This window comes from Avibacterium volantium, assembly GCF_900635775.1.
GTDB lineage: Bacteria > Pseudomonadota > Gammaproteobacteria > Enterobacterales > Pasteurellaceae > Avibacterium > Avibacterium volantium.
On sequence record NZ_LR134167.1, the window covers coordinates 1,876,987 to 1,899,429 of the forward strand.

Annotated in this window: 15 protein-coding genes; 10 read left to right on the top strand and 5 right to left on the bottom strand. The window is 42.0% G+C overall.

The genetic code is table 11. The features are described from left to right. Positions 1-4 precede the first annotated feature (4 nt). On the bottom strand, positions 5-949 hold the full coding sequence (locus ELZ61_RS08880; protein WP_126373029.1) for a sigma 54-interacting transcriptional regulator: 945 nt from the start codon (positions 947-949) through the stop codon (positions 5-7). A gap of 192 nt (positions 950-1,141) precedes the next feature. Between ELZ61_RS08880 and ELZ61_RS08885 the strand changes: the two genes are divergently transcribed. From ELZ61_RS08885 to ELZ61_RS08910, 6 genes are all read left to right on the top strand, one after another. Beyond that, positions 1,142-1,906: an ABC transporter ATP-binding protein gene (locus ELZ61_RS08885; protein WP_126373031.1), complete on the top strand. Its 765-nt coding sequence runs from the start codon at positions 1,142-1,144 to the stop codon at positions 1,904-1,906. A 9-nt stretch (positions 1,907-1,915) separates the two neighbouring features. Beyond that, entirely contained in the window at positions 1,916-2,788 is an 873-nt protein-coding gene (locus tag ELZ61_RS08890; RefSeq protein WP_126373033.1) for an ABC transporter substrate-binding protein, read from the top strand. Further along, entirely contained in the window at positions 2,782-4,725 is a 1,944-nt protein-coding gene (gene fhuB, locus ELZ61_RS08895; protein WP_126373035.1) for a Fe(3+)-hydroxamate ABC transporter permease FhuB, read from the top strand. The genes ELZ61_RS08890 and fhuB overlap by 7 nt, the downstream gene beginning before the upstream one ends. 244 nt (positions 4,726-4,969) lie before the next feature. After that, positions 4,970-5,767, top strand: a complete 798-nt coding sequence (locus tag ELZ61_RS08900) for a DUF4198 domain-containing protein (RefSeq protein WP_035687185.1) — start codon at positions 4,970-4,972, stop codon at positions 5,765-5,767. A 67-nt stretch (positions 5,768-5,834) separates the two neighbouring features. Next, a complete protein-coding gene (locus tag ELZ61_RS08905) occupies positions 5,835-7,904 on the top strand; it encodes a TonB-dependent siderophore receptor (RefSeq protein ID WP_126373037.1) in 2,070 nt (689 codons plus the stop codon). A 93-nt stretch (positions 7,905-7,997) separates the two neighbouring features. Continuing rightward, positions 7,998-9,251, top strand: a complete 1,254-nt coding sequence (locus tag ELZ61_RS08910) for a DUF2254 domain-containing protein (RefSeq protein ID WP_126373040.1) — start codon at positions 7,998-8,000, stop codon at positions 9,249-9,251. A gap of 57 nt (positions 9,252-9,308) precedes the next feature. Here ELZ61_RS08910 and malM read toward each other — a convergent pair whose 3' ends face one another. From malM to malK, 3 genes are all read right to left on the bottom strand, one after another. Then, positions 9,309-10,196, bottom strand: coding sequence for a maltose operon protein MalM (malM, locus tag ELZ61_RS08915; protein WP_126373042.1), 888 nt, complete (start codon positions 10,194-10,196; stop codon positions 9,309-9,311). Positions 10,197-10,390: 194 nt separating this feature from the next. Then, a complete protein-coding gene (locus ELZ61_RS08920) occupies positions 10,391-11,662 on the bottom strand; it encodes a maltoporin (RefSeq protein ID WP_126373044.1) in 1,272 nt (423 codons plus the stop codon). 151 nt (positions 11,663-11,813) lie between these two features. Beyond that, the gene (gene malK, locus ELZ61_RS08925) at positions 11,814-12,932 is read right to left on the bottom strand and encodes a maltose/maltodextrin ABC transporter ATP-binding protein MalK (protein ID WP_126373046.1); all 1,119 of its coding nucleotides are present in this window, start codon (positions 12,930-12,932) and stop codon (positions 11,814-11,816) included. 365 nt (positions 12,933-13,297) lie between these two features. Here malK and malE point away from each other — a divergent pair, with 365 nt between their 5' ends. The 3 genes from malE (at position 13,298) to malG (ending at position 17,026) form a co-directional block, all read left to right on the top strand. Beyond that, positions 13,298-14,488, top strand: coding sequence for a maltose/maltodextrin ABC transporter substrate-binding protein MalE (gene malE, locus ELZ61_RS08930; RefSeq protein WP_126373662.1), 1,191 nt, complete (start codon positions 13,298-13,300; stop codon positions 14,486-14,488). 97 nt (positions 14,489-14,585) lie between these two features. Then, entirely contained in the window at positions 14,586-16,127 is a 1,542-nt protein-coding gene (gene malF, locus ELZ61_RS08935; protein ID WP_126373048.1) for a maltose ABC transporter permease MalF, read from the top strand. 8 nt (positions 16,128-16,135) lie between these two features. Continuing rightward, a complete protein-coding gene (gene malG, locus ELZ61_RS08940) occupies positions 16,136-17,026 on the top strand; it encodes a maltose ABC transporter permease MalG (RefSeq protein ID WP_126373050.1) in 891 nt (296 codons plus the stop codon). A gap of 157 nt (positions 17,027-17,183) precedes the next feature. On the opposite strand, the gene malT is transcribed toward malG, so the two are convergent. Next, positions 17,184-19,862 carry an HTH-type transcriptional regulator MalT gene (gene malT, locus ELZ61_RS08945; protein WP_126373052.1) on the bottom strand — a complete coding sequence of 893 codons (2,679 nt, stop codon included), beginning with the start codon at positions 19,860-19,862 and terminating at the stop codon, positions 17,184-17,186. Between the two features lie 175 nt (positions 19,863-20,037). Between malT and glgP the strand changes: the two genes are divergently transcribed. Further along, on the top strand, positions 20,038-22,434 hold the full coding sequence (glgP, locus tag ELZ61_RS08950; protein WP_126373054.1) for a glycogen/starch/alpha-glucan family phosphorylase: 2,397 nt from the start codon (positions 20,038-20,040) through the stop codon (positions 22,432-22,434). The last annotated feature ends 9 nt before the right edge of the window (positions 22,435-22,443 follow it).

A 22,443-nucleotide genomic window follows, 5' to 3' on the forward strand; every position in this document is an offset into this window, starting at 1 on the left:
CTTGCTATTTCCCAATGCCGTATTGTTTTAATTTATTGGCGATGGCGGTGTGTGAAACGCCTAACCTGGAAGCCAGCTTTCTAGTGCTTGGATATTCTTCATAAAATTTCTGCAGCACCATTGCTTCAAAATTATTCATAATTTCATCAAGGGTTTGATTGCCAAATTGTTCAATGCTTGGCAACGGAATTTCTTGTTCCACCAAGTGTAAATCGGCAATAGTCAGCTGATTATTTTCAGCCAATGAACAAGCGCGGTACAAGGCGTTGTGCAACTCCCGCACGTTGCCTGCCCAAGTGTAATGGGTAAGATAATTAAGAAAGGCTTCATCAAAGTGCGGTGCAGAAATGCCCAATTCTTGGCTGATTTGCTGAACAAACATTGCTGTTAGCTGTGGAATATCTTCTTTACGCTCACGCAGCGGGGGAATGGTTAAACTCAGCACATTCAAGCGATGAAATAAATCTTCGCGCATTTTGCCTTTTTCCACATAATGGCTAAGGGGAATTTGCGAAGTGCAAATCACGCGCACATCAGCATAATGCTCTTTTTCCTCGCCTACGCGGCGAAACGTGCCATCATTTAGAAAACGCAACAATTTTGCCTGTAAGCTCAGTGGCAATTCCGCCACGCTATCAAGCAACACCGTGCCGCCGTTGGCATATTCAAAAAAGCCTTGGCTTTCCGCTTGTGCATTGGCACGTCCAAACATTTCGCTTTCAGCATCTTCACTTGGCAGCCCCGCGCAATTCACCGCAATAAATTGATTTTTTCGCCGTGGACTATAAAAATGACAGGCTTTCGCAATGAGATCTTTGCCTGTTCCCGTTTCACCTTGAATCAGCAAAGGCGCGTCTAGCAAGGCAAATTTTTTGGCTTTTTCCACCACTTCTTGCATTTTGTGGCTTTGCGTAACCACCTGTGAAAAAAGATCTTTTTCTGCTGACATTGCTTGCTCTCCACGCCATTTTTTGATGAAACTGGCAAGTATTGTAAACTTTTCCGTAAAAATGGAAAGAAAAATTTACAATTTTAATCGTCTTTTAAGATACCCATTTATTTTTAAGAATACATCTATTGAAATGATAACGGTTATCAATTAAAATCCACTACCTTTATTTTATTCGCCGTAGGAAATCTTGTGTTTGAATTAGATTCAGTGTCTTTTGCGTTACCTGAAAAAGTGTTGTTGCAGCCTATTTCACTGCAATTCGGCACAGGAAAAATCTATGGCATTATTGGGCCAAATGGTTCGGGTAAATCTACCCTGATTAAACTCTTAGCGCGTCAGCAATTTTCTTCGAGCGGTACGTTGCATTTCGCTAATCAACCTATTCAACAATGGAAAAACAAAGCCTTTGCCCGTGAAGTGGCATATTTACCACAATATTTGCCGAACGCACAAAATTTAACGGTAAAAGGGCTGCTACAAATGGGGCGTTATGCGTGGAATGGGCTGTTAGGACGTAATCCTAAACAAGATGAGCAAGCCATTCAAAATGCCCTTGAGTGGACGAATATGCAAGGCTATGCCGATCAATTTGTGGATACTCTTTCCGGCGGTGAACGTTCTCGCGTCTGGCTTGCAATGTTGTTGGCACAGCAAAGCCGCTTTTTATTATTAGATGAACCCTTGGCGGCATTGGATATTGCCCATCAAGTGGAAGTAATGCAACTTATCCAAAAGCTGGTGAAGCAGCTCAATTTAGGCGTGATCATTGTGATCCACGACATCAATCTTGCCGCACGTTTTTGTGATGAACTCATCGCCTTACAATCAGGCAAATTATTAATGCAAGGCACGCCACAAGAAATTATGACCCCGCAAACCCTTGAGCAAATTTATCATATTGATCTGCAAGTGCTATCCCACCCTGTGGATCAGGTTCCAGTGGCGTTCTTTTAGGGGGCAATAATGAAAAAATATGCTTACTTATTGCACGCCCTTTGGCTTATTGTTACTTTGCCCGTGTTTGCAACACCAAAGATTGCCACCTTAGATTGGACGATCGCCGAAACCTTGCTCGGACTAGGCGTAACGCCCGTTGCCGTAGGGGATAAACAAAGTTATCAGAACTGGGTGAGCGAACCTGCGTTACCACAAAGTGCGGTGGATTTAGGCACAAGATTACAACCTAATAAAGAATTATTGGCACAACTTGATATTGAAATTTTCCCCAATAGTGATATGTATTTCGCCACCGCACAAGCTAATTTGCCTTATTTGTCCAACGTAAAAACCTTGGATCTCGTTAATTTCTACCAAGCAGGCGATTTTTGGCAAAATCAACTTCAAGCAACACGCCAACTTGCCAATGTGGTGGGGGCGGATTCCACGCCGTTAATTCATCAAACCGAAACCCTTTTTGCCGCACAAAAAGCCTTGCTCACCCCATTTCAAGCACGCCCGTTGTTAATTGTGCAATTTATTGATGGTCGTCATTTGCGTGTTTACGGCAAACAAAGTCTGCCCGGTGTGGTGCTAACCCAACTTGGACTACAAAATGCGTGGCAAGAAGCAGTGAATTTATGGGGCTTTAGTCAAATCAGCCTCAATCAACTGGCACAATTCCCTAATGCGAAGCTCGTGGTGATAAAACCCTATCCTCAGAATGTGCCAACTGAACTGGCAAATAACAGCTTATGGAAGCAGTTACCCTTGGCGAAAGATCCGTTGATTTTACCCGCTATCTGGACATTCGGGGCATTGCCCTCCGGTCAGCGTTTAGCGGTGGCATTAAGTCAAGGGTTGCAAAATGCCCATAAGCAGGGAGAAGCACAATGGTAAATTGGCGTATCCCCTCGTTAGTGATGAGCTTAGCCTTAATCGCCTCTGGACTATTGGCGGTGTTGCTATGGCTTTCATTGAATGAAATGAATGATCCTGAGATCAACCAATTATTAATTTTTAATTTCACCTTACCCCGTGTGCTAATGGCGATCTTAGCAGGGGCGAGTTTGGGGGCGGCGTCCTTACTATTACAACAAATAATGAACAATCCCCTTGCCTCAGACAGCACCCTCGCCGTAAGCGGTGGCTCGCAATTCGCGTTGTTTGTCACCACTTTATTTTGCCCGAGTTTATTGCAAATCGGCATAACGCCCGTTGCCTTTGCTGGGGCATTGTTCGCTTTGGGCTTGGTGTTATTCCTTGCGTGGCGACAAATGCTTTCGCCGTTGCTTATCGTGTTGGCTGGGTTGGTGGTGAGCTTCTACCTCGGAGCATTTTCTTCGCTGTTAATTTTATTTTATCCCGAAGAAAGCCGTGGCTTGTTGGTGTGGGGCAGTGGCTCATTGGTGCAAGAAAGCTGGTATGACAGCCTTACCTTGTTGCCCCTTTTATTGCCTGCGATCGTGGGAATGCTGTTGCTCAGCCCCGCCTTACAAATTTTGCAACTGCAAGAAAGCAACGCTCAAAGTTTAGGCGTGAATGTGAAAAAAATCCGCTTGCTTGGTGTGTTACTGGCGGCGTATTTGGTGGCAATAATCGTCAGCCGAGTAGGAATGATCGCCTTTATCGGTTTAGCCGCCACCACCATTGCACGCCAATACCGCAGTGCGGATTTCCGAACTTTATTGTGGCGAAGTGCCTATTTTTCGGGCGTGCTGTTATTAATCGCTGATTTAACCTTGCAACTGATCGAAAAACAATGGGGCGCAGGCTTGCCGACTGGCTCGGTTACCGCATTATTCGGTACGCCGTTGCTGTTGTGGCTAGTGTTTCGTCATCGCCAACAATATGGGCGAGTGGTGGACAGTTCACCCCTTGGGCAAAATGCGTGGAAAAAAACATCATCAAAAAGCACCGCACTTTATTTACCGCTGTTTTTGGCTGCCGCGTTAGGCTGTTCTTTATTTTTAGCTCAAGGTGTAAACGGCTGGCAAGTTTACTTAGATCAAAGCCTGTTCAACTTGCGTTTCCCACGCCTTGCCTATGCCCTTTGTGCAGGCATAATGCTCGCTTTGGCGGGAACGATCTCACAACGCTTAAGCCGCAATCCAATGGCAAGCCCTGAATTACTGGGTATTACTTCCGGCGTGAGCTTTGGCGTGTTATTAGCGATTTTTGTTGCAGGGGCGAGCGTACTTAGCCAATATGTGTTATGGGGGGCGTTGGGAGCATTATTGATCTTAGGATTAATCTGGCTTATCAACCGCCGCAACGGCTTGCAACCTGATCAAGTGTTGCTCACAGGAATTAGCATTTCCGCCTTATTTGACGCCGTGCAACGCATACTTATCGCCAGTGGTGATCCCCGTGCGTGGCAATTATTAAGCTGGGGATCGGGTTCAACCTATTATGCCACTGAGGAAGTAGCCTTGCCGATTCTCGTTATCGCCCTTGCGTTGTTCGCCTTGAGTTTTGTATTTTGTCGTTGGCTGGATTTGTTAAGCCTCAATGCCAACGTCGCCCAAGCGGTGGGGGTGAACCTCACCCAAGCACGCGGGATTTTATTTTTATTTGCCATTGCCTTAACGCTCTGTGCCACCTTGATTGTCGGCTCGCTCAGCTTTATCGGCTTGCTCGCTCCCCATTTGGCATACAGCCTTGGCTTCCGCCACAGCAAAAACCAACTGTTGGCGGCAGGCTTATTAGGGGCAACGGTGATGATTATGGCGGATTGGCTCGGGCGACAAATATTGTTCCCTTACGAAATCCCTGCGGGCTTGGTTGCCACCTTGCTCGGTGGAACGTATTTTTTATGGCTGATGAAAAAAATCTAGCCATTGGCTTGACGGGAAAAGGCGTGCGTAAGCCTTGTTTTGCTGAACGTATCGGCTTCACTCAATGAAATTCGCTGTAATGCAAGATATTGTTCCAAAAGCTAAAAAGTTATCGCCGTTTGCTTTCAACGGTTGAAATTGAACGGCAATATGGCGGAATTTTACACCGCACTTTGAAAATAGAGGTAGAAAAGTGCGGTCAGAAAATTCCACGTTTTTTTATTTACAAAATAGGAGACATCAAATGAAAAAACTCACTCATCTCGCCTTAGTATGTGGCTTGGCGTTCCCTCTGGCAGGGCAAGCACACGATTTATGGGCATATGCACAACAAGCGGAAGCGGGCAAAGATTTGCTTGCGGTGCTTGGCTATGGCGATCGTTTTCCTGAAGGGGAAAAAATTGCTGAGGGGCGTTTAAATATTTTAAATCCGCTGGTGTTGCACAGTGCGGACGGCAAAAGCACTACCCTCACCCAAAAGGGCGAAAATTTTCACTATGTAACCACCAGCCCGTTGGCGAAAGCGGAATACAAAATTTCGGGCAGCTATAAACCGACATTTTGGTCGAAAAATGACAACGGCTGGAAGCGTGAAAATCTCACTCAAATGAAAGATGCCAATTACTGCGAAGAATCCAGTATGTTCGCTTCAACCTATGTGAACACGGGCGTTGATGTGAGCGACTTTGCCATTGCCCCAGTGGGATTACCGTTGGAAATCGTGCCATTGGTTGATCCAACCACGCTAAGCCCGATGGAAGTATTCCCCGTACAAGTGTTGTATCAAGGTCAGCCAGCAAAAGGCGTGAGCGTGATCGGCACAACCAACGAATTTACCAAACTTGATGAAAAAGCCGTTTACGATCACCGTGAACCGCAAGCTTTCTCTGGCAAAACGGACGCTCAAGGCAAGGTGAATTTCATTCCTGCTTTAGCGGGGACTTGGAAAATCAAGGCAATTTATGAAATGGATTACCCAGATCAAAAAGTGTGCCAAAAACGTAAACTTTATAGCACTTATACTTTTAAAGTGAACAAATAATTTTATTTTCGTGGGGCGGAAACGCCCCTTATTTAAGCTGTAACTTGTAGTAAATTAAGGACTATTTATGCCAAAAGCTGTTTTTAAATTATCCCTTTTATCCACCGCACTTTTACTCGCCTCGCAAAATCTTTGGGCGGAAGAGTTGGAGGCGATCACGGTAGAAGCGGGATCGATGTACCGTATGGGTGAAGTGCCGATTTATCAAGCTAAATCTGCAGTTTCCCTTTCTCGCGAACAACTGGATCAACAAAATATTACCAAAGCCGATGAAATCGGGCGTTATCAGGCGGGCTTTGAAAACCAAGTGTTTGGTGAGGATACCAATACCAACTGGTTTAGAGTGCGTGGTGCGGAGGTTACGCAAGCGATTGATGGTTTACCAATGGCAAGCTATGGCTTTTTTACCCCTTATGTAAACACCTTTGGCTTAGAAGCGGTGGAAATAACCAAAGGTGCAGACGCAATGACCTTCGGCGCAGCAAACTCAGGTGGTTTGATCAACTATGTCACCAAGCGTCCGCATAACGATCAAATTGGCAAAGGGGAATTTACCCTTAACGCTGGAAATCATCATCAATATGGTGTCGGCGTAGATTATACAGATCGCATCGGCAATAATGATGATCTGCGTTATCGCTTAGTGGGTGCATTTTCGTCTAAAAATGGACAATGGGACGCAACAAAAAATAAAACCGTTTATTTCGCACCATCTTTGGAATGGGATATTTCTGATCGCACTCGTTTAACCCTTTTAACCAGCTATCAATTTGATAAAGGCGTGCCAAGCTCGAATTTCTTGCCACAAGAAGGCTCGCTCGTGCCGTTCCCTGATGGTAGCTATATTGGGCGTTCCACCAACCTTGGCGATCCTGTCAATGATCGTGAATACAACCGTCAATACAATATCGGCTATGAATTTAGCCATCAATTTGATGATAATTTAAGTTTTGACAGTAGCTATCGCTACACTTATGCCAATAACTATCACCTTGGTTCTTATGCTTATCCTTCCGCTTATAATGCAGACTGGACGCCAAAAGCACCAAGTGCGGCAGGTTATGAATTGGCTCGCGGTGTCGTATTTAATGACGGTACATCTATTTCTCATACTCTAGATAATCATCTCACTTGGAAATATAGCAACGATTGGCTGAAAAATACCTTGGTGATGGGAACAGATTATCGTCAGCAAAAAGTGAAAGCCTACTATACCCTATTTGGCAGCACCTCTGCGGTAAATTTAAAACAAGCTCGTTCAGGCTATAATCAGGCACAAACCATCAATGCCCCTTATACCTATATCACTGCTCGCCAACTTGGGCTTTATTTACAAAATCAAAGCCGTTTTATGGATAGCCTTGTGTTAAACCTTGGGGTACGCCACGATCGTGCGAAACAAGATGAATACACATCTTCACAAAAAATCAGCAATACGTCTTATTCTGCTTCATTAATGTATGAAGCGCCATTCGGCTTAAATCCATATTTTAGTTACAGTGAATCCTTTAATTTACCAGTGGGATTAAGTGGCAATCAAAAACTTTATGATCCAAATATCACTCATCAATACGAAGTGGGGATCAAATATTTGCCAGATTGGTTAAACGGATCAATCACCGTTGCTGCTTTCAAAGCTAAAGATAAAGGTGCGTTAGTGTCGAATGGTTTAGGTAAAACAGTGAGCAATGCCGATCCTGTGCATCGCAAAGGGGTGGAAGTTCAAGCCGATGTGAATGTAACTAACAACTGGAATATGGGCTTAGCTTATACCTATTTGAAATCAATCACTCGTAAAGAGAGCGGCGATGTGCGTAACCCATTAATTCCAAAACATACTTTTGCTGTGAAAACCGATTACACCTTTGATAACGGCGCATTAAATGGTTTAACGGTGGGCGCAGGCGTACGTTATATTGGTAAAAGTGTTACTTCACAAAGTTCACTTTATTCAGGAAAAGAAGTTCCTTCTGCTACTGTGGTAGATCTAATGGCACGCTACGCATTTGATTCTAACTGGATTGCTCAGTTAAATGTAGAAAATGTCGGCAACCGCCGTTATATCGCAGGCTGCGATTATTACTGCTACTACGGTGCTGAGCGTAATATCAATGCTTCTGTGTCTTATAAATTCTAACTATCTATAATCTTAGGGCTGATCTCTCAGCCCTTTTTCTTTCTGCGCAAAATCTGCTATGGTAAGCATTTCTCTCTCAATATAGGAAAACGGATGTTAAGCTATCTTAAAGAGCATTTTTTTACCCTAATTTTATGGCTAAAAAAACCAAGTAATGGGTTATGGCTCACGCCAATTTTAGGTGCATTATTTGCCGTGTTTTTGGCGCTTTTCTCTGCGTTTATTAAAAATAAAGCATTGCCGATAGATATAATACCTGATATTAACGAAACATTGCTCAATGATATTCTCAGCATTATGGCATCGAGTATGTTGGCGGTGAGTACCTTTTCCCTGTCTATTATGGTTTCCGCTTTTTCGTCTGCTTCTAACGGCGCAACGCCAAGAGCCACAGAATTGGTGATGGGCGACAATACCACTCGCCTTGCCATTTCAAGTTTTATTTCCGCCTTTGTGTATGCGGTGATTGCCAAAATCACGCTCGGAATGGGGTATTACAACGAAGCAGGACGATTTGTGCTGTTTGTTGGCACGATTTGCGTGCTGATTTATTTAATCACCACCTTAATTACTTGGGTAAGCGCTTTATCGCAACTCGGGCTATTAAATAATACCTTAGAAAAAATTGAAACGGCTTCACAACAAGCCCTAAATAATTATTGGCAACAGCCCAATATGGGGGCGAAATCCCTTGATAAAATCCGCTTTACTTATGCGATCCACGCCCATAAAACAGGCTATTTAAGCCATATCAATATGCAAAATTTGCAAGATTTTGCTGACAAAAATGAATGCGAAATTGACATTGCCATTCAGCCGGGAAAATTGGTTTATACGGATATGCCACTGGCTTATGTCAATAAATCCATTGAAGAAATGGCGCAGCTGCAAGAAAATTTTATCATCGAAAACAACCGCTCTTATGCACAAGATCCGAAATTTGGTTTGATCGTATTAAGCGAAGTGGCGCAACGTGCCTTATCTCAAGCGGTGAACGATCCCGGCACGGCAATTAAAGTGATTAGCGTTTTATTACGCTTACTACTTGATAGCAAAGCTGAAAAGCAAACGGTGAAATATGATCGTCTGGCAATGTTAAATCTCAATGAACAAGAACTTGTTTTGCAACCTTTTACGCCGATTTGTCGTGATGGGAGCGCAATGTTAGAAATTCACATCAAAGTACAAAAAGCGCTCGCGGTGCTACGAACACAATCAGACAACCAAGCCATTCGTGAAGCAGCGTTCAAACAAGCCAAAATAGATTTAGACTATGCACTAAATGGGCTTTCTCTTGAAAGCGAGAAAACTCAGATCCAAGCTTTGCATCAGGATTTATTTCATTAACAACATAAAAAAACTGCACCTATTGGTGCAGTAAATAATGAAAAAGACAGATAAGAATTATTTTGCAGAAACTTTCTGTAAAAATAACTTTCTCGGCGTTGTTAATCCCAATTTTTCAGCTTCATTAACAAGGTTTAAGGCTCGGTTAATATCTTTTTGTTTTAATGCTTTGAGAACGGCTTGATTAAAATAAGCTTCTGTTTCCTTTTCAACTTTTGCATTATTTCCATTTGTTATATTCTGTGATGATTGTGTTGTCGTTTGATTTGCAATTACAGTGCTTGCCGTAGGGGCTTTTTTCTCCACGCCTAAAATTTGATTTAAACCGATAAAATTCGTTCCATTTGCAGATTGGAAATTGATCGTGAGTTTGCCATTTAAACTGTGAGCAACTTGAATATCTGCAATCGCAGGTGGTTGTTTACCCGTGGCTTTAGCAAATAATTTTGAAGGGTGAGGAACAAGCGTTTGTTTCGCCAAATCCGCTTTTGTGGTGTAAATTAATAAATAAAGTGTTCCTTGGTTCACTGGCGTTAAATTTAACGTCGCGACTAAGCGATTGGGTTTTAGCCCACGTTCTTCTTGTAATTTGAAATAGCTGGAATCATAATGTGCGGCAACATTGAATTGGCTATCCAACACCACCACATTCGGAACAAAAACTTGCTGATTTTGCACCGCACTTTCAATTTCGATTTCTATCGTTCCTTGGTTAGCAGGTAAGCGGTATGCAATAATAGGGCTTTCAATTCCAGCAAAAGGAAGCATAAACACTTGTTTTTGTACAGCATTCAGTTCTATCTTTACTTGCTGCGGTAAGACGACATCTTGCCAATGTAATTGTGTTAGACTTTTCGCTGGCAAAGAAAATTCTTCTGCCAAAATAGGACGCGTTGTTAAAAGGGTTGCAGCAAAAAGTGCGGTCAAAAAAATTCTCTTTTTCATTGTTACCTCGTTTGGAAAAAGCCTGTTTATTGTTGGAACTAGGCAAGCAAAAGTGCGGTGATTTTTTCGCAATTTTTGCTTGCCTATGCAGGGTGCTAAACCGCTTTCATTTTCATAAAATCTGATGTCACCTATTATTACAGCTTCGTAAGCAACTGGTTGTATAAGAATGAAATTAATTTAGCTATTTGACATTACCACCAAGCCTCAAATTGTACGCCTGCGATAAATTCACCATCTTTAGCTTTATAACCTGCATCAGTGCGTTTTTGGGTGTTAAATTTATCATTCCAGTGAGCATAAGTCCCGAACACGCGGATTGCTGGTCTTGCCCAAATGCTGCTACCCGCTTGCCATTGCTGTGCTAGGGTGTATTTCATTAACTGATTTTTCAACCCTGTTTGCTGATCTTTAATGCGATCATAACCCACTTCAACCAATGTACTCATTGTATCTGTCCATTTATACATTGGACGGATACCTGCGGAATACCAAGTTTTTCCTTGTTTATTGTCTAAATCAGTTTTTTCATAAATTAATGCATACATTAATTCCACTTTATCTGATGGAGCAACAACACCTTGATTGATTAAGCGAAGCATATGTCCTTTATTAGCATTTGATCCGCCTTGTGAATGCCCTGTACTCCAAGAGGTCATCGCGTCAGTGGCATATTGCACGGTGAATTTATTGAAACCGCCGAAAAATTCTCCTTGAGTATGTTCTAAGGTGAGCATATAGCCATTTTTACTTGCCCCTTCTACTCGACTGGCATGATTTTTGGTGTGAGAGTTGCCATAATCTAGCCCGATTTCTAATTTTCCGTTTTTGTTCACTTCAAGATCGGCAAGACGCACATCGAAAACATCGTTATATACATCTTTCTTTTTATCGAGAGTGGACTCCCATTTTTTCGTAATTGGGTTGTAGTTCCAGCCATAAGCGCCACCTTCTTCTGTGTTTCGGGTTACGGCAAAAGAGAGTTTCCCGATACCGACATCAATATTTTCAACCCCAGCACCTGGCCCTGAAATATCCCAATAATAGAAGTCATTAAGATGCACATCGTGACGTTGGTAAAAACGTTTACCTGCCCATAATGTCGCGTCTGGTAGGCTGTCAAGGAAGTTTTTAAATTGAACGTTAATTTCACGCAACGCGGGCGTTGTAGTTTCCCAATCACCCTGTTGGTTCACGGAATAAGCAAGGTTGGAATCTAAATAAATAGATTTATTGCCTTCATTGAAAAGGGATTGCCCTAGTTTAAATTCCGCATAGGTTTCTGCTTCATTACCTAAACGATATTTTGAACCACCACCGTTTACGGTGAAAGCAGTCTGCTCACCGCCACCTGATGTCCAGCCAATACCTGAACGAGCATAACCGTGGAAATCAACGGCATTCGCACTCAGTGCGATAAAATTTGCTGCAATAATGGTTGCAATGCGTGTTTTTGCGTTTTTCATAATCGACCTCACTTGAAAATAATTTAGGTTAGGAAAAGGAAAATATCGCCGTTTGATTTCTTAATAAGTGGGATAGCTTCAGTTTTCTGTATCGCTTTATACTGCTGGCTGCTTCGTCTTACTATGAGATTAAACGGTGATAAAAGCGTTTCTACACACCTTTTTCTTTAAAAAGCCTTGGGCAGGCTATGCCATTTTCTTTGAATAAATGACAACGTTCTGGCACGATCCCAATATCAAACTCTGCGCCTTCATCCACTAGCACCACATCATTTTGGCGATAGACTAATGTAGGCTGTTTGATTTCAGGGATTTCTAGGTGAATTTGCGTTTCATTACCCAATAACTCGACTACTTGAACTTTACCTCGCAAAGTCACTTCGGCGTTTTCGGAAGGAACAAGATGCTCTGGTCGAATACCAAGGGAAAGGTTATCTCCCACTTTCACACCATCACCGCGGACAGGAATCCAAAAGTTATGGTGATTGGCATCAGGTAATTCGACTCTGACCCGCTCATTTTCAACGCCAGTTACTTTAACAGGCAAAAAGTTCATTTTTGGTGAGCCAATAAACCCAGCGACAAAACGATTCGCTGGATAATGATAAAGTTCAAGTGGTTTACCCACTTGTGCAATTCCGCCAGCTTTTAATACTACGATTTTATCCGCAAGAGTCATCGCCTCCACTTGATCGTGGGTAACGTAAATCATAGTGCGGTTCAATTTTTTGTGTAATTTGGAAATTTCCACCCGCATTTGTACGCGTAATGCGGCATCAAGATTAGAAAGGGGTTCATCAAGTAAAAAGACTTCAGGCTGAGAAACGAGAGTTCTGCCAATCGCCACCCGTTGTCTCTGACCGCCCGATAAGGCTTTCGGCTTGCGATCGAGCAAATGGGCGAGTTGTAACACTTCTGCCACTTGATTTACCCGAGCCTCACGTTCCGCTTTGCTCACCCCAGCCAGTTTTAAGCCGAAAGACATATTTTCCGCCACATTCAAATGAGGGTAAAGGGCGTAAGATTGAAACACCATTCCTATGCCTCTTTTGGCTGGCGGCACATCATTCATTCTTTTTTCGCCGATGTATAAATCCCCTGTGCTGATGTCTTCAAGCCCTGCGATCATTCTAAGTAAGGTGGATTTTCCACAGCCAGAAGGTCCAACAAAAACGACAAATTCGCCTTCATCAATTTCTAAATTAATGTCCGTTGAAATCTGTACATTGCCGTAGGATTTACCCACATTGCGTAAGGATACCTTTGCCATATTTAACCTCGTTTTGCATTTTTATCCGAAAGCTTAGGATAATTCAATGTGCCGTATCTTCCCCTATTCATTTATAAAAAAAATCCTCCTTGACGGATTTTTTTAAGGATTAGATGGAAAAATCGGCTGAAAATGATGTTGTGTGTTGAAAAGGACAATTTGGCGAGCTTTTGTGATAGCGATCACATTTTCTTCTTTCATTTTTGTGAGCTTGCTCACAGAAATAGAAAAAACTTGTCAGAACAGGCTGATTTTTTAAAAGGAGGAGATGGGGGGAGGATAACAAATTGTAAAATTTACGCATAATGAAGCAGAAATCCTTATTACCCACTCACAATCAGGAGCGTAGTATTATGAAAAAAGTGATGAAAAAAACCTTATTGACTTTCACCCTAAGCACCATTGCCAGCCTTGTTTTCTCAGGGGCGGTAATGGCGAAAATGAGCGAAGGAAAACTGGTGATTTGGATCAACGGCGACAAAGGCTATAACGGCTTGGCTGAAGTTGGGAAAAAATTTGAAGCGGATACAGGCATTCCCGTGTTAGTAGAACACCCTGATAAACTAGAAGAAAAATTCCCACAAGTTGCCGCAACAGGCGATGGACCCGACATCATTTTCTGGGCACACGATCGCTTTGGTGGCTATGCACAAGCAGGATTGTTAGCCGAATTGCACCCTAGCCCTGACTTTAAAGAAAAATTTGCCGATTTCGTGTGGGACGCACAAACCTATAACGGCAAAGTGATCTCTTACCCTGTGGCGATTGAATCCCTTTCGTTAATCTATAACAAAGATCTTATCAAATCCCCACCTAAAACTTGGGAAGAAGTTATTGAAGTGGATAAAAACTTAAAATCCCAAGGAAAAAATGCCATTATGTGGAATCTTGCTGAACCTTATTTCACTTGGCCTGTGGTGGCGGCTAATGGTGGCTATGCATTCAAATTTACCAATGGACGCTACAATCCTACAGATATTGGTGTAAATAATGAAGGCTCACAACAAGGCTTACAATTTGTAGTTAATTTAGTCAAAGATAAAGTGATCAATCCTGATATGGACTATTCCGTTGCGGAGGCCAGTTTCAACAAAGGAGAAACCGCATTAACCATCAATGGACCTTGGTCGTGGGGTAATATTGAAAAAAGCGGTATTAATTATGGCGTAGCTGTGCTCCCAACTTTAAATGGCAACCCTTCTAAGCCTTTTGTTGGTGTATTAAGTGCTGCAATTAATGCAGCAAGCCCAAATCAGGATCTTGCCGTTGAGTTCTTAGAAAATTATCTTTTAACCGATGAAGGCTTAGAGGCAGTGAATAAAGACAAACCATTAGGCGCTGTTGCATTGAAATCTTATCAAGCGAAACTTGCTGTTGATCCTCGCATTGAAGCGACAATGACGAATGCAAAAAATGGCGAAATTATGCCAAATATTCCGCAAATGTCCGCGTTTTGGTATGCCGAGCGCAGTGCAATTATCAATGCGGTAAATGGTCGTCAAACGGTGAAACAAGCTCTTGATGAAGCTCAGGAAAGAATTTTAAAACAACAATAATGTTCTTAGGGGAGAATTACTCCCCTTTTACCTAAGCGCTAAATCTAAGCGTTAATAAAAGTGCGGTGCTTTTTTTCACAGTTTTTTGAGGTGTAGTATGCGATCATCATTTTTAAGCCCCAACCTAACTCAGCGACATTTTGTCAGATACCTTTTAATTATTGCTATTTTACTGCTAGATTTTTATGCGGTAATGTTGATGTATTCCCAAGGTGAGTATCTTTTTGCGATTTTAACCCTCGTAATCCTTACCTCTGGCGTGTATATTTTTAGCAGTCCTAAAGCCTATGCGTGGCGTTATGTCTATCCTGGTATCACGGGAATGATCATCTTTATTTTGTTTCCATTGGTCGCCACTATCGCCATCGCATTCACTAATTACAGCAGCACAAACCAACTTTCATTTGAGCGTGCGTTAAACGTTTTAACCGCTCAGAAATATTTATCTGGCGAAAAATATGATTTCAAGCTCTACCCACAAACTGAAGGAAAATATCAAATTGGTTTATCTCATAATGGCGAATATTTTCTTTCTGAACCCGTATCTTTAGCACCTGCACAAGTTCATTTAACTCAGCAAGAGTTACCTGACATTAATACCGCTCCGCTGAAAACCATCACGCAAAATCGCCAAGCCTTACAAGCGATGACTTTAATCTTGCCGAATGGTTCAGCATTAACAATGAGTTCATTGCGTCAATTTTCGGCTCAAAGCCCACGCTATCGTTATGATGAAACCACACATCAACTCATTAATAACGAAAACGGAAAAATCTATTTAGCCAATTTTGAGACGGGCTTTTTTCAACAAATTGACTCTCAAGGCAACTGGCTTAAGGAAACGTTAGAACCTGGCTTCACTGTTTCTATCGGATTCGCAAATTTCATTAAAATTTTCACCGATGAAGGCATTCAAAAACCTTTTATTCAAATCTTTATTTGGACGATTGTGTTTTCAGTGTTAACAGTTATTTTCACCGTAATTTTAGGAATGATTTTCGCAAGTCTTGTGCAATGGGAAGCGTTGAAAGGCAAGGCAATTTATCGTCTTTTATTAATTCTGCCTTATGCCGTTCCAGCATTTATTTCCATCTTAATTTTCAAAGGGTTATTTAATCAAAGTTTCGGTGAAATCAATATGATCTTGAACCAGCTTTTCGGCATTCGTCCTGAATGGTTTAATGATCCCTTCTTAGCGAAAGTAATGATTTTAATCGTAAATACTTGGCTAGGTTATCCTTATATGATGATCTTGTGTATGGGCCTCTTAAAAGCGATTCCAAACGATTTATATGAAGCTTCAGCAATGGACGGCGCTTCAACTTGGCAAAATTTTAGCAAAATTACTGTGCCATTATTGTTAAAACCGCTAACTCCCTTAATGATCGCCTCGTTCGCCTTTAACTTTAATAATTTCGTGTTAATTCAATTATTAACCAATGGACGACCAGATATGATCGGCACAACAACACCAGCAGGGCATACGGATCTTTTAGTGAGCTACACTTACCGAATTGCATTTGAAGGCGGCGGTAGCCAAGATTTCGGGCTCGCTGCTGCCATTGCAACCCTCATTTTCTTATTAGTCGCAGGGCTTGCTTTATTAAATATCAAAGCCACAAAAATGAAATTTGACTAGGAGGCATTATGGCTATTGTTCAAGCAAAATCCTTACGATATCGCCTATGGGCAACCCATTTTTTCTTAATTGCGTTTATTGCGTTAATAATGTTTCCATTATTGATGGTGGTTGGCATTTCTTTACGTCCAGGAAATTTGGCACTTGGAGATATTATTCCGCACGAAATCTCTTGGGAACACTGGAAACTCGCCCTCGGGTTTGATGTGGTGCATTCCGATGGCACTATCACCCCACCGCCGTTTCCCGTATTACTTTGGCTTTGGAATTCTGTGAAAGTGGCAACCCTCACCTCTGTTGGGATTGTTGCACTCTCGACTACTTGTGCTTACGCCTTTGCAAGAATGAAATTCAAAGGCAAAAAAACGCTATTGCAAGGAATGCTCATTTTCCAAATGTTCCCTGCGGTGTTATCCCTTGTCGCCTTATATGCCTTGTTTGATCGCCTAGGGCAATACATTCCGTTTCTCGGTTTAAACACACACGCTGGCGTGATTTTTGCCTATCTCGGTGGCATTGCATTGCACGTTTGGACGATCAAGGGATATTTTGAAACCATCGATGGCTCACTAGAAGAAGCTGCTGAATTAGATGGTGCAACGCCGTGGCAGGCATTCCGCTTGATTTTGCTTCCGCTTTCTGTCCCTATTTTGGCGGTGGTGTTTATTTTATCTTTCATCGCAGCTATTACAGAAGTGCCAATCGCCTCACTGCTCTTGCGTGATGTGGAAAGCTATACCCTTGCGGTAGGTATGCAACAATATCTTTATCCTCAAAACTATTTATGGGGCGATTTTGCCGCCGCAGCTGTGCTTTCCGCCATTCCTATCACTGCTGTCTTCTTATTGGCACAACGTTGGCTTGTGGGTGGGTTAACTGCAGGTGGGGTAAAAGGCTAAACCAATTAAAATAAAAAAATTATAAAAAATCTGACCGCATATTATTTTCCTTAAGAATAAAAAGTGCGGTCTTTTTTCTAATAAAACTTTAAAAAATTCCACCGCACTTTGCTTGTAAGACTTGCCAACTTTAAATGCCTTGTAAAAACAATAATCACTAGCTATAGCCCATTAATTTCAAAAGCTCTCGCGTGTATTGGATCGCTTCATTACGATTTGCCACACCTAATTTTTGATATAAATTACGAATGTGCGTTTTAATTGTGGTAATCGCGACTTGTAATTCATCAGAAATTTGTTCGTTACTATATCCCGAATAAATTAACCCTAGTACTTGCCATTCCCTTTGGGTGAGAGGGCTAATTTTTAATAAGTCTGGCACTTGCGGATTTTTTAGTAAATTTTCAACAAATTCCTCATCAAAATGGGCAAACTTATGGCGATAGTATTGATTAATATGACGCAAAATAAATTGTGCTTTATGTGCAACTAATTCATCGAGGGTATTTTGTGCAAGTAACTGACGGATTTGTTGTGCCATTATTTCTCCTTCCAAAACAAAGACGCTGATAAAATTGGTCTGCTTGGTGAGGCTAAGCCCAAGGCTAAGATCAGCCATTGCCGCCTCTTTGTTATGGGTGAGAAAATGTAGGCGATTACGTAAAATTAACGCACGATTTAAATCACTGATAAATTGCAAATTTTCCGCCGTTTGGATTAATTTATCCAAAATATTTTTGGCTTCGTCATAATCACCAATAAGCATTTTTGCCCGCGCAATATTACGCCATTGAACTTGGCTGAAATGATTGGTATCCGTGCTCGGTGGTTGGTTTTGAATCAACCAATTTTGAGCTGCTTGACTATTATTGGTCATTTGCCATAACACGATTTTGACCTGATCAGCGTTGGCGTTCCAATCGTTGTGGTAATGATGTGCGTTTTGTAGTTGAGTGATTTTTTCTAGCTGTCGAGTGGCGTTATCTATATCGCCTCGAACAAGAGAAATTTTGCATAAAATCGCAAGGCATTGCAGCTTTGCCTTTTCGCTATCTAACACTGAAATTCCCGCTGTTGCCATAGCTTCAGCTTTATCTAAGTCATACCAATCCCACAAAATTTGTCCTTTCAAACGGAGCAAAAATTCATACATTGGAATTTGCTGTAAGTGGTTTTCTTTCACAAACCGCGAGGCTTTATTTAGCATATCGTAGCCCGCTTGCAAGAAACCTTGTGCAATCAAAATCTCAGACTGTTGTAGCAATGTCCATAATACATTATGAGATGTGTGATACTGACGAGCCATTTTTTCCGCTTTTTGTAACATTGTAATGGCATCGGCGAAATTGCCTTTAACGTGCCACGCCTCGCCAATAATGGAGGTGGCAACAATTTTGGCATAGTGGGCATTGTCGGCAAGGCGATTTAATGCGTTGGAGGCAAGTGAAAGTGCGGTGTTTTCATCGCCTGAATTTATGGCGACTTGGGCGAGCAACACGTCAAATTCCGCTTGATTTTCAGGGCTGAGATCGATGTTCTGTTGCTCAAAATGGGCAAAAATGCCAGCCACTTCACTATGCCGATGTTGGCTTTGGGCAAGCCACGCTTTTAATAACACCAGATTAGGGTAGGCGGCAAGCCATGTATCATCAAGATGTTCTAGACTTTGTTCTAATAATTTGAGTTCCCCTTGGTGGAATAATTGCCAGCCGTTTTGCGATAAAATTTGCAACAGTAATTGTTTGTTTTCTAATAAGCTAGCGTGGTAGAGGGCTTCGGTAACATAGCCTTGTGCGAGCCAACCTTGTGCCGCTTGTTGGTGCAAGGTGGGCATTTCATTTGCCAACTCACGTTGGCTACAATGGGCTAAGAAGGAGGCAAAAAGCGGGTGAAAACGCCACCAATTATCATCGCTTTCCATTCGTTGTAAAAATAGCCCTTGTTTTTCTAGCCGTTCTAAAATAAATCGGCTCTCTGTTTCGCCCGTTACTTCAGTCACAAGAATTTCGTTCATTGAACGCAGAATAGAGCAACGCAAAATAAATTGTCTAGTCGCTTGAACCACAGGGGCAAGCACTTCGTCATTTAAGTAATCATTGATGTGAAAACTATGATGGGAAAGGCGTTTGGCAATATCTTGTAGAGTACTTCTCTGCTGCTTGGCAGAAAGGCTGATGAGTTGTAACGCCGTCGGCCAGCCCTCCACCTCATCACAAAGTGCGGTAATTTCTTGTTCCGTTAAGGGATCTTCTAAACGAGATTGGAAAAACGCAATACTTTCTTGATGAGAAAAAGGCAGTTGATGGGCATTAATTTCTAATAATTGTTCTTGCACTCTTAAACTGGCTAAACCTAATGGCGGCTGAGAACGTGAAATCAAAATGAGCGTCATTGCAGGCGGTTGATGTTTGATCCAATATTTTAATGCGTCGTGAATTTCTTCGTTTTCAATTAAATGATAATCATCAATCACCAGATAAAATGGCTGTTCGTAGGAAGCAAGATTGACCAACAACTGATTAAACAGTGAAAACAAATTGGAATAGGGCGGATTGTCTTCATTGTGAATGTGGTTGTTGGTAGCTCTCGCTAATGCCGCACAAAAGTAGCCGGCAAACCGCTCCGTTTGATTATCGCTTTCATCTAAAGAATACCAACCTAGATGCGGTTTATCCTTTGCCCATTGAGAAATCAATGTAGTTTTGCCATAACCTGCGGGAGCGGTAATCAGTACTAAAGGATAATCTGAAGCCTGTTCTAGCAAGGATAGTAAATTGGTTCTGGTTACGCTATTTTGTAGGCGGTAAGAACAAATAAGTTTTGATGGAATTAACATTGTTAATAACCCTTTTGTTGATGAAAGATGTCTTTTGGAGTTCTCCTCCCCCAAATAAGAAATTACTTCCTACTCGTCATACTGACAAGATTATAGCAAGGAGGATTTATTTTTTCTCCTGCCGAGCATAATAAAACAAGAAGAATGTTTAATTTATGCCTTAAAAGGAGTTTTTATGTCTATTTCTCATACAAATGAAATGGCGTTATTTGATAATAATGTACAAAAATACTGCCGTTTTTTTGAACTCGCCTCACCGCAACAATTTACCCTTGAGCAATGGTATCAAGTCATCGCTCGTACGGTGCTTGAAATGGCATATCACAAGCCGCAAGGCAAGGTTGATGAGCAACGCCATATTAATTATCTCTCAATGGAATTTCTCATTGGCCGCCTCACGGGAAATAACCTGATGAATTTGGGCTATTACGAGGACATCAAAGCCTATTTAGCCCAATATCAAGTTGAACTGGTTGATGTCCTCGAGCAAGAACGTGATCCTGCTTTAGGCAATGGCGGACTTGGACGCTTAGCCGCCTGTTTTTTAGATTCCATGGCAACGCTAGGGCAAGCGGCGACAGGCTACGGGCTGCATTATCAATATGGGCTGTTTAAACAGGCGTTCCAAGACGGAAAACAAGTAGAAAGTGGCGATGAATGGGGAAGAAATCAATATCCTTGGCATCGCTATAATCCAAGCAAAACCCAACAAGTGCATTTTGGCGGAAAAGTGGTGGCAATCGAGGGAGATCGCTATGAATGGCAACCCAAATTAACCATTGAAGGCAAAGCTTTTGATCTGCCGATTGTGGGCTATCAAAATGACGTAATCCAACCGCTACGCCTCTGGCAAGCAGACAGCCCACAATCTTTTGATTTAAACCAGTTTAATGAGGGCAAATTTGTCGCAGCGGAAAAAACCTTAATAAAAAGCACCGCACTTACACAGGTGCTATACCCGAACGATAATCATCGTGTAGGACAACAGTTACGCTTAATGCAGCAATATTTCCATTGTGCTTGTTCTGTGGCTGATATTCTTTCTCGCCATTTAGCACAAGGCTTCTCGCTAGAAGAATTTCCGAAACGTCAAGTCATTCAGCTTAATGACACACACCCAACCCTCGCTATCCCTGAATTAATGCGAATTTTACTTGATGAGCATCAACTCACTTGGCAACAAGCGTGGTCTATTTGCCAACAAAGTTTCGCTTACACAAACCATACTTTGCTCCCAGAAGCACTAGAGCAGTGGGATCAACGCCTATTCAAACAATTATTGCCACGCCACTTTAAAATTGTGGAAAAAATTAATCACCTTTTCCATCAACAAGTGAAAGCACAATTTGGCGATGATGCCAAAGTATGGGAAAAACTGGCGATTTTGTTTGATTACCGAGTGAGAATGGCAAATCTTTGCGTAGTGAGTTGTTTTGCGGTGAATGGTGTTGCTCAAATTCATTCTGATTTGTTGGTTAGTCAGCTTTTCCCAGAATATCACCAACTTTTCCCAACAAAATTCTGCAATGTTACCAATGGTATTACCCCAAGACGTTGGATCCAACAAGCCAACCCTGCATTAAGCCAGTTGCTCGATCAAACCGTCAAAGGCGATTGGAAAAAAGATCTTGAGTTACTTCACCAAGTGGAAAATGTGGTTGATGATGTCAACTTCCGCGAGGCTTATTGGCATATAAAACAGCAAAACAAAGCGGCTCTTGCCAGAGAAATTGAGCAAACGCTTAGCTTATCAGTCAATCCAGATGCGATTTTTGATGTGCAAATTAAGCGTTTCCACGAATACAAACGCCAGCATTTGAATTTATTAAATATTATCGCCACCTATCAATGGTTAAAAGATAATCCGAATAAAGATTACACGCCAAGACTCTTTGTTTTTTCAGGCAAAGCGGCACCGGGCTATTATTTGGCGAAAAATATTATTCACGCCATTAACAATGTCGCAGAGATCATCAATAACGATAAACAGATGAAAGATAAGCTACAAGTGGCGTTTTTACCTGATTATCGTGTATCGCTAGCAGAAAAAATTATCCCTGCAGCGGATATTTCCGAACAAATCTCAATGGCAGGGAAAGAAGCCTCAGGGACAGGAAATATGAAGCTCGCATTAAATGGCGCATTAACCTTAGGAACCCTTGATGGAGCCAATGTTGAAATTGCTGAAATGGTAGGACAAGAACACATTTTCCTCTTTGGACATACTGTTGAAAGTATTCAAACACTATTAGCAGAAGGCTATTCGCCGAAAACTTACTATCGCAATGATCCTGTCTTAAAAAATGCGGTGGATTTTTTAGCCAAAGGCAAAGCCAGCAAGGGGGATAAAACAACCTTTAATCTGATGTTAGACAGTCTACTCGAGCACGATCCTTTCCTTGTTTTTGCTGATTTTGAGAGCTATCGACAAGCTCAAGAGCGTATTGGTCAGGCTTATTTAGATCGTGACGCATGGCTACGCAGTGCCATTTTAAACACAGCACGACTTGGAAAATTCAGCTCAGATCGTTCTATCCGTGACTATCAATCACGCATTTGGTTAAAAAAATAATGGATTGGC

What these genes read in the sequence shown, in the direction of transcription:
- ELZ61_RS08880 (WP_126373029.1), bottom strand. Translation starts at nt 949, where the DNA reads ATGTCAGCAGAAAAAGATCTTTTTTCACAGGTGGTTACGCAAAGCCAC.
- ELZ61_RS08890 (WP_126373033.1), top strand. Translation starts at nt 1,916, where the DNA reads ATGAAAAAATATGCTTACTTATTGCACGCCCTTTGGCTTATTGTTACT.
- fhuB (WP_126373035.1), top strand. Translation starts at nt 2,782, where the DNA reads ATGGTAAATTGGCGTATCCCCTCGTTAGTGATGAGCTTAGCCTTAATC.
- ELZ61_RS08900 (WP_035687185.1), top strand. Translation starts at nt 4,970, where the DNA reads ATGAAAAAACTCACTCATCTCGCCTTAGTATGTGGCTTGGCGTTCCCT.
- ELZ61_RS08905 (WP_126373037.1), top strand. Translation starts at nt 5,835, where the DNA reads ATGCCAAAAGCTGTTTTTAAATTATCCCTTTTATCCACCGCACTTTTA.
- ELZ61_RS08910 (WP_126373040.1), top strand. Translation starts at nt 7,998, where the DNA reads ATGTTAAGCTATCTTAAAGAGCATTTTTTTACCCTAATTTTATGGCTA.
- malM (WP_126373042.1), bottom strand. Translation starts at nt 10,196, where the DNA reads ATGAAAAAGAGAATTTTTTTGACCGCACTTTTTGCTGCAACCCTTTTA.
- ELZ61_RS08920 (WP_126373044.1), bottom strand. Translation starts at nt 11,662, where the DNA reads ATGAAAAACGCAAAAACACGCATTGCAACCATTATTGCAGCAAATTTT.
- malK (WP_126373046.1), bottom strand. Translation starts at nt 12,932, where the DNA reads ATGGCAAAGGTATCCTTACGCAATGTGGGTAAATCCTACGGCAATGTA.
- malE (WP_126373662.1), top strand. Translation starts at nt 13,298, where the DNA reads ATGAAAAAAACCTTATTGACTTTCACCCTAAGCACCATTGCCAGCCTT.
- malF (WP_126373048.1), top strand. Translation starts at nt 14,586, where the DNA reads ATGCGATCATCATTTTTAAGCCCCAACCTAACTCAGCGACATTTTGTC.
- malG (WP_126373050.1), top strand. Translation starts at nt 16,136, where the DNA reads ATGGCTATTGTTCAAGCAAAATCCTTACGATATCGCCTATGGGCAACC.
- malT (WP_126373052.1), bottom strand. Translation starts at nt 19,862, where the DNA reads ATGTTAATTCCATCAAAACTTATTTGTTCTTACCGCCTACAAAATAGC.
- glgP (WP_126373054.1), top strand. Translation starts at nt 20,038, where the DNA reads ATGTCTATTTCTCATACAAATGAAATGGCGTTATTTGATAATAATGTA.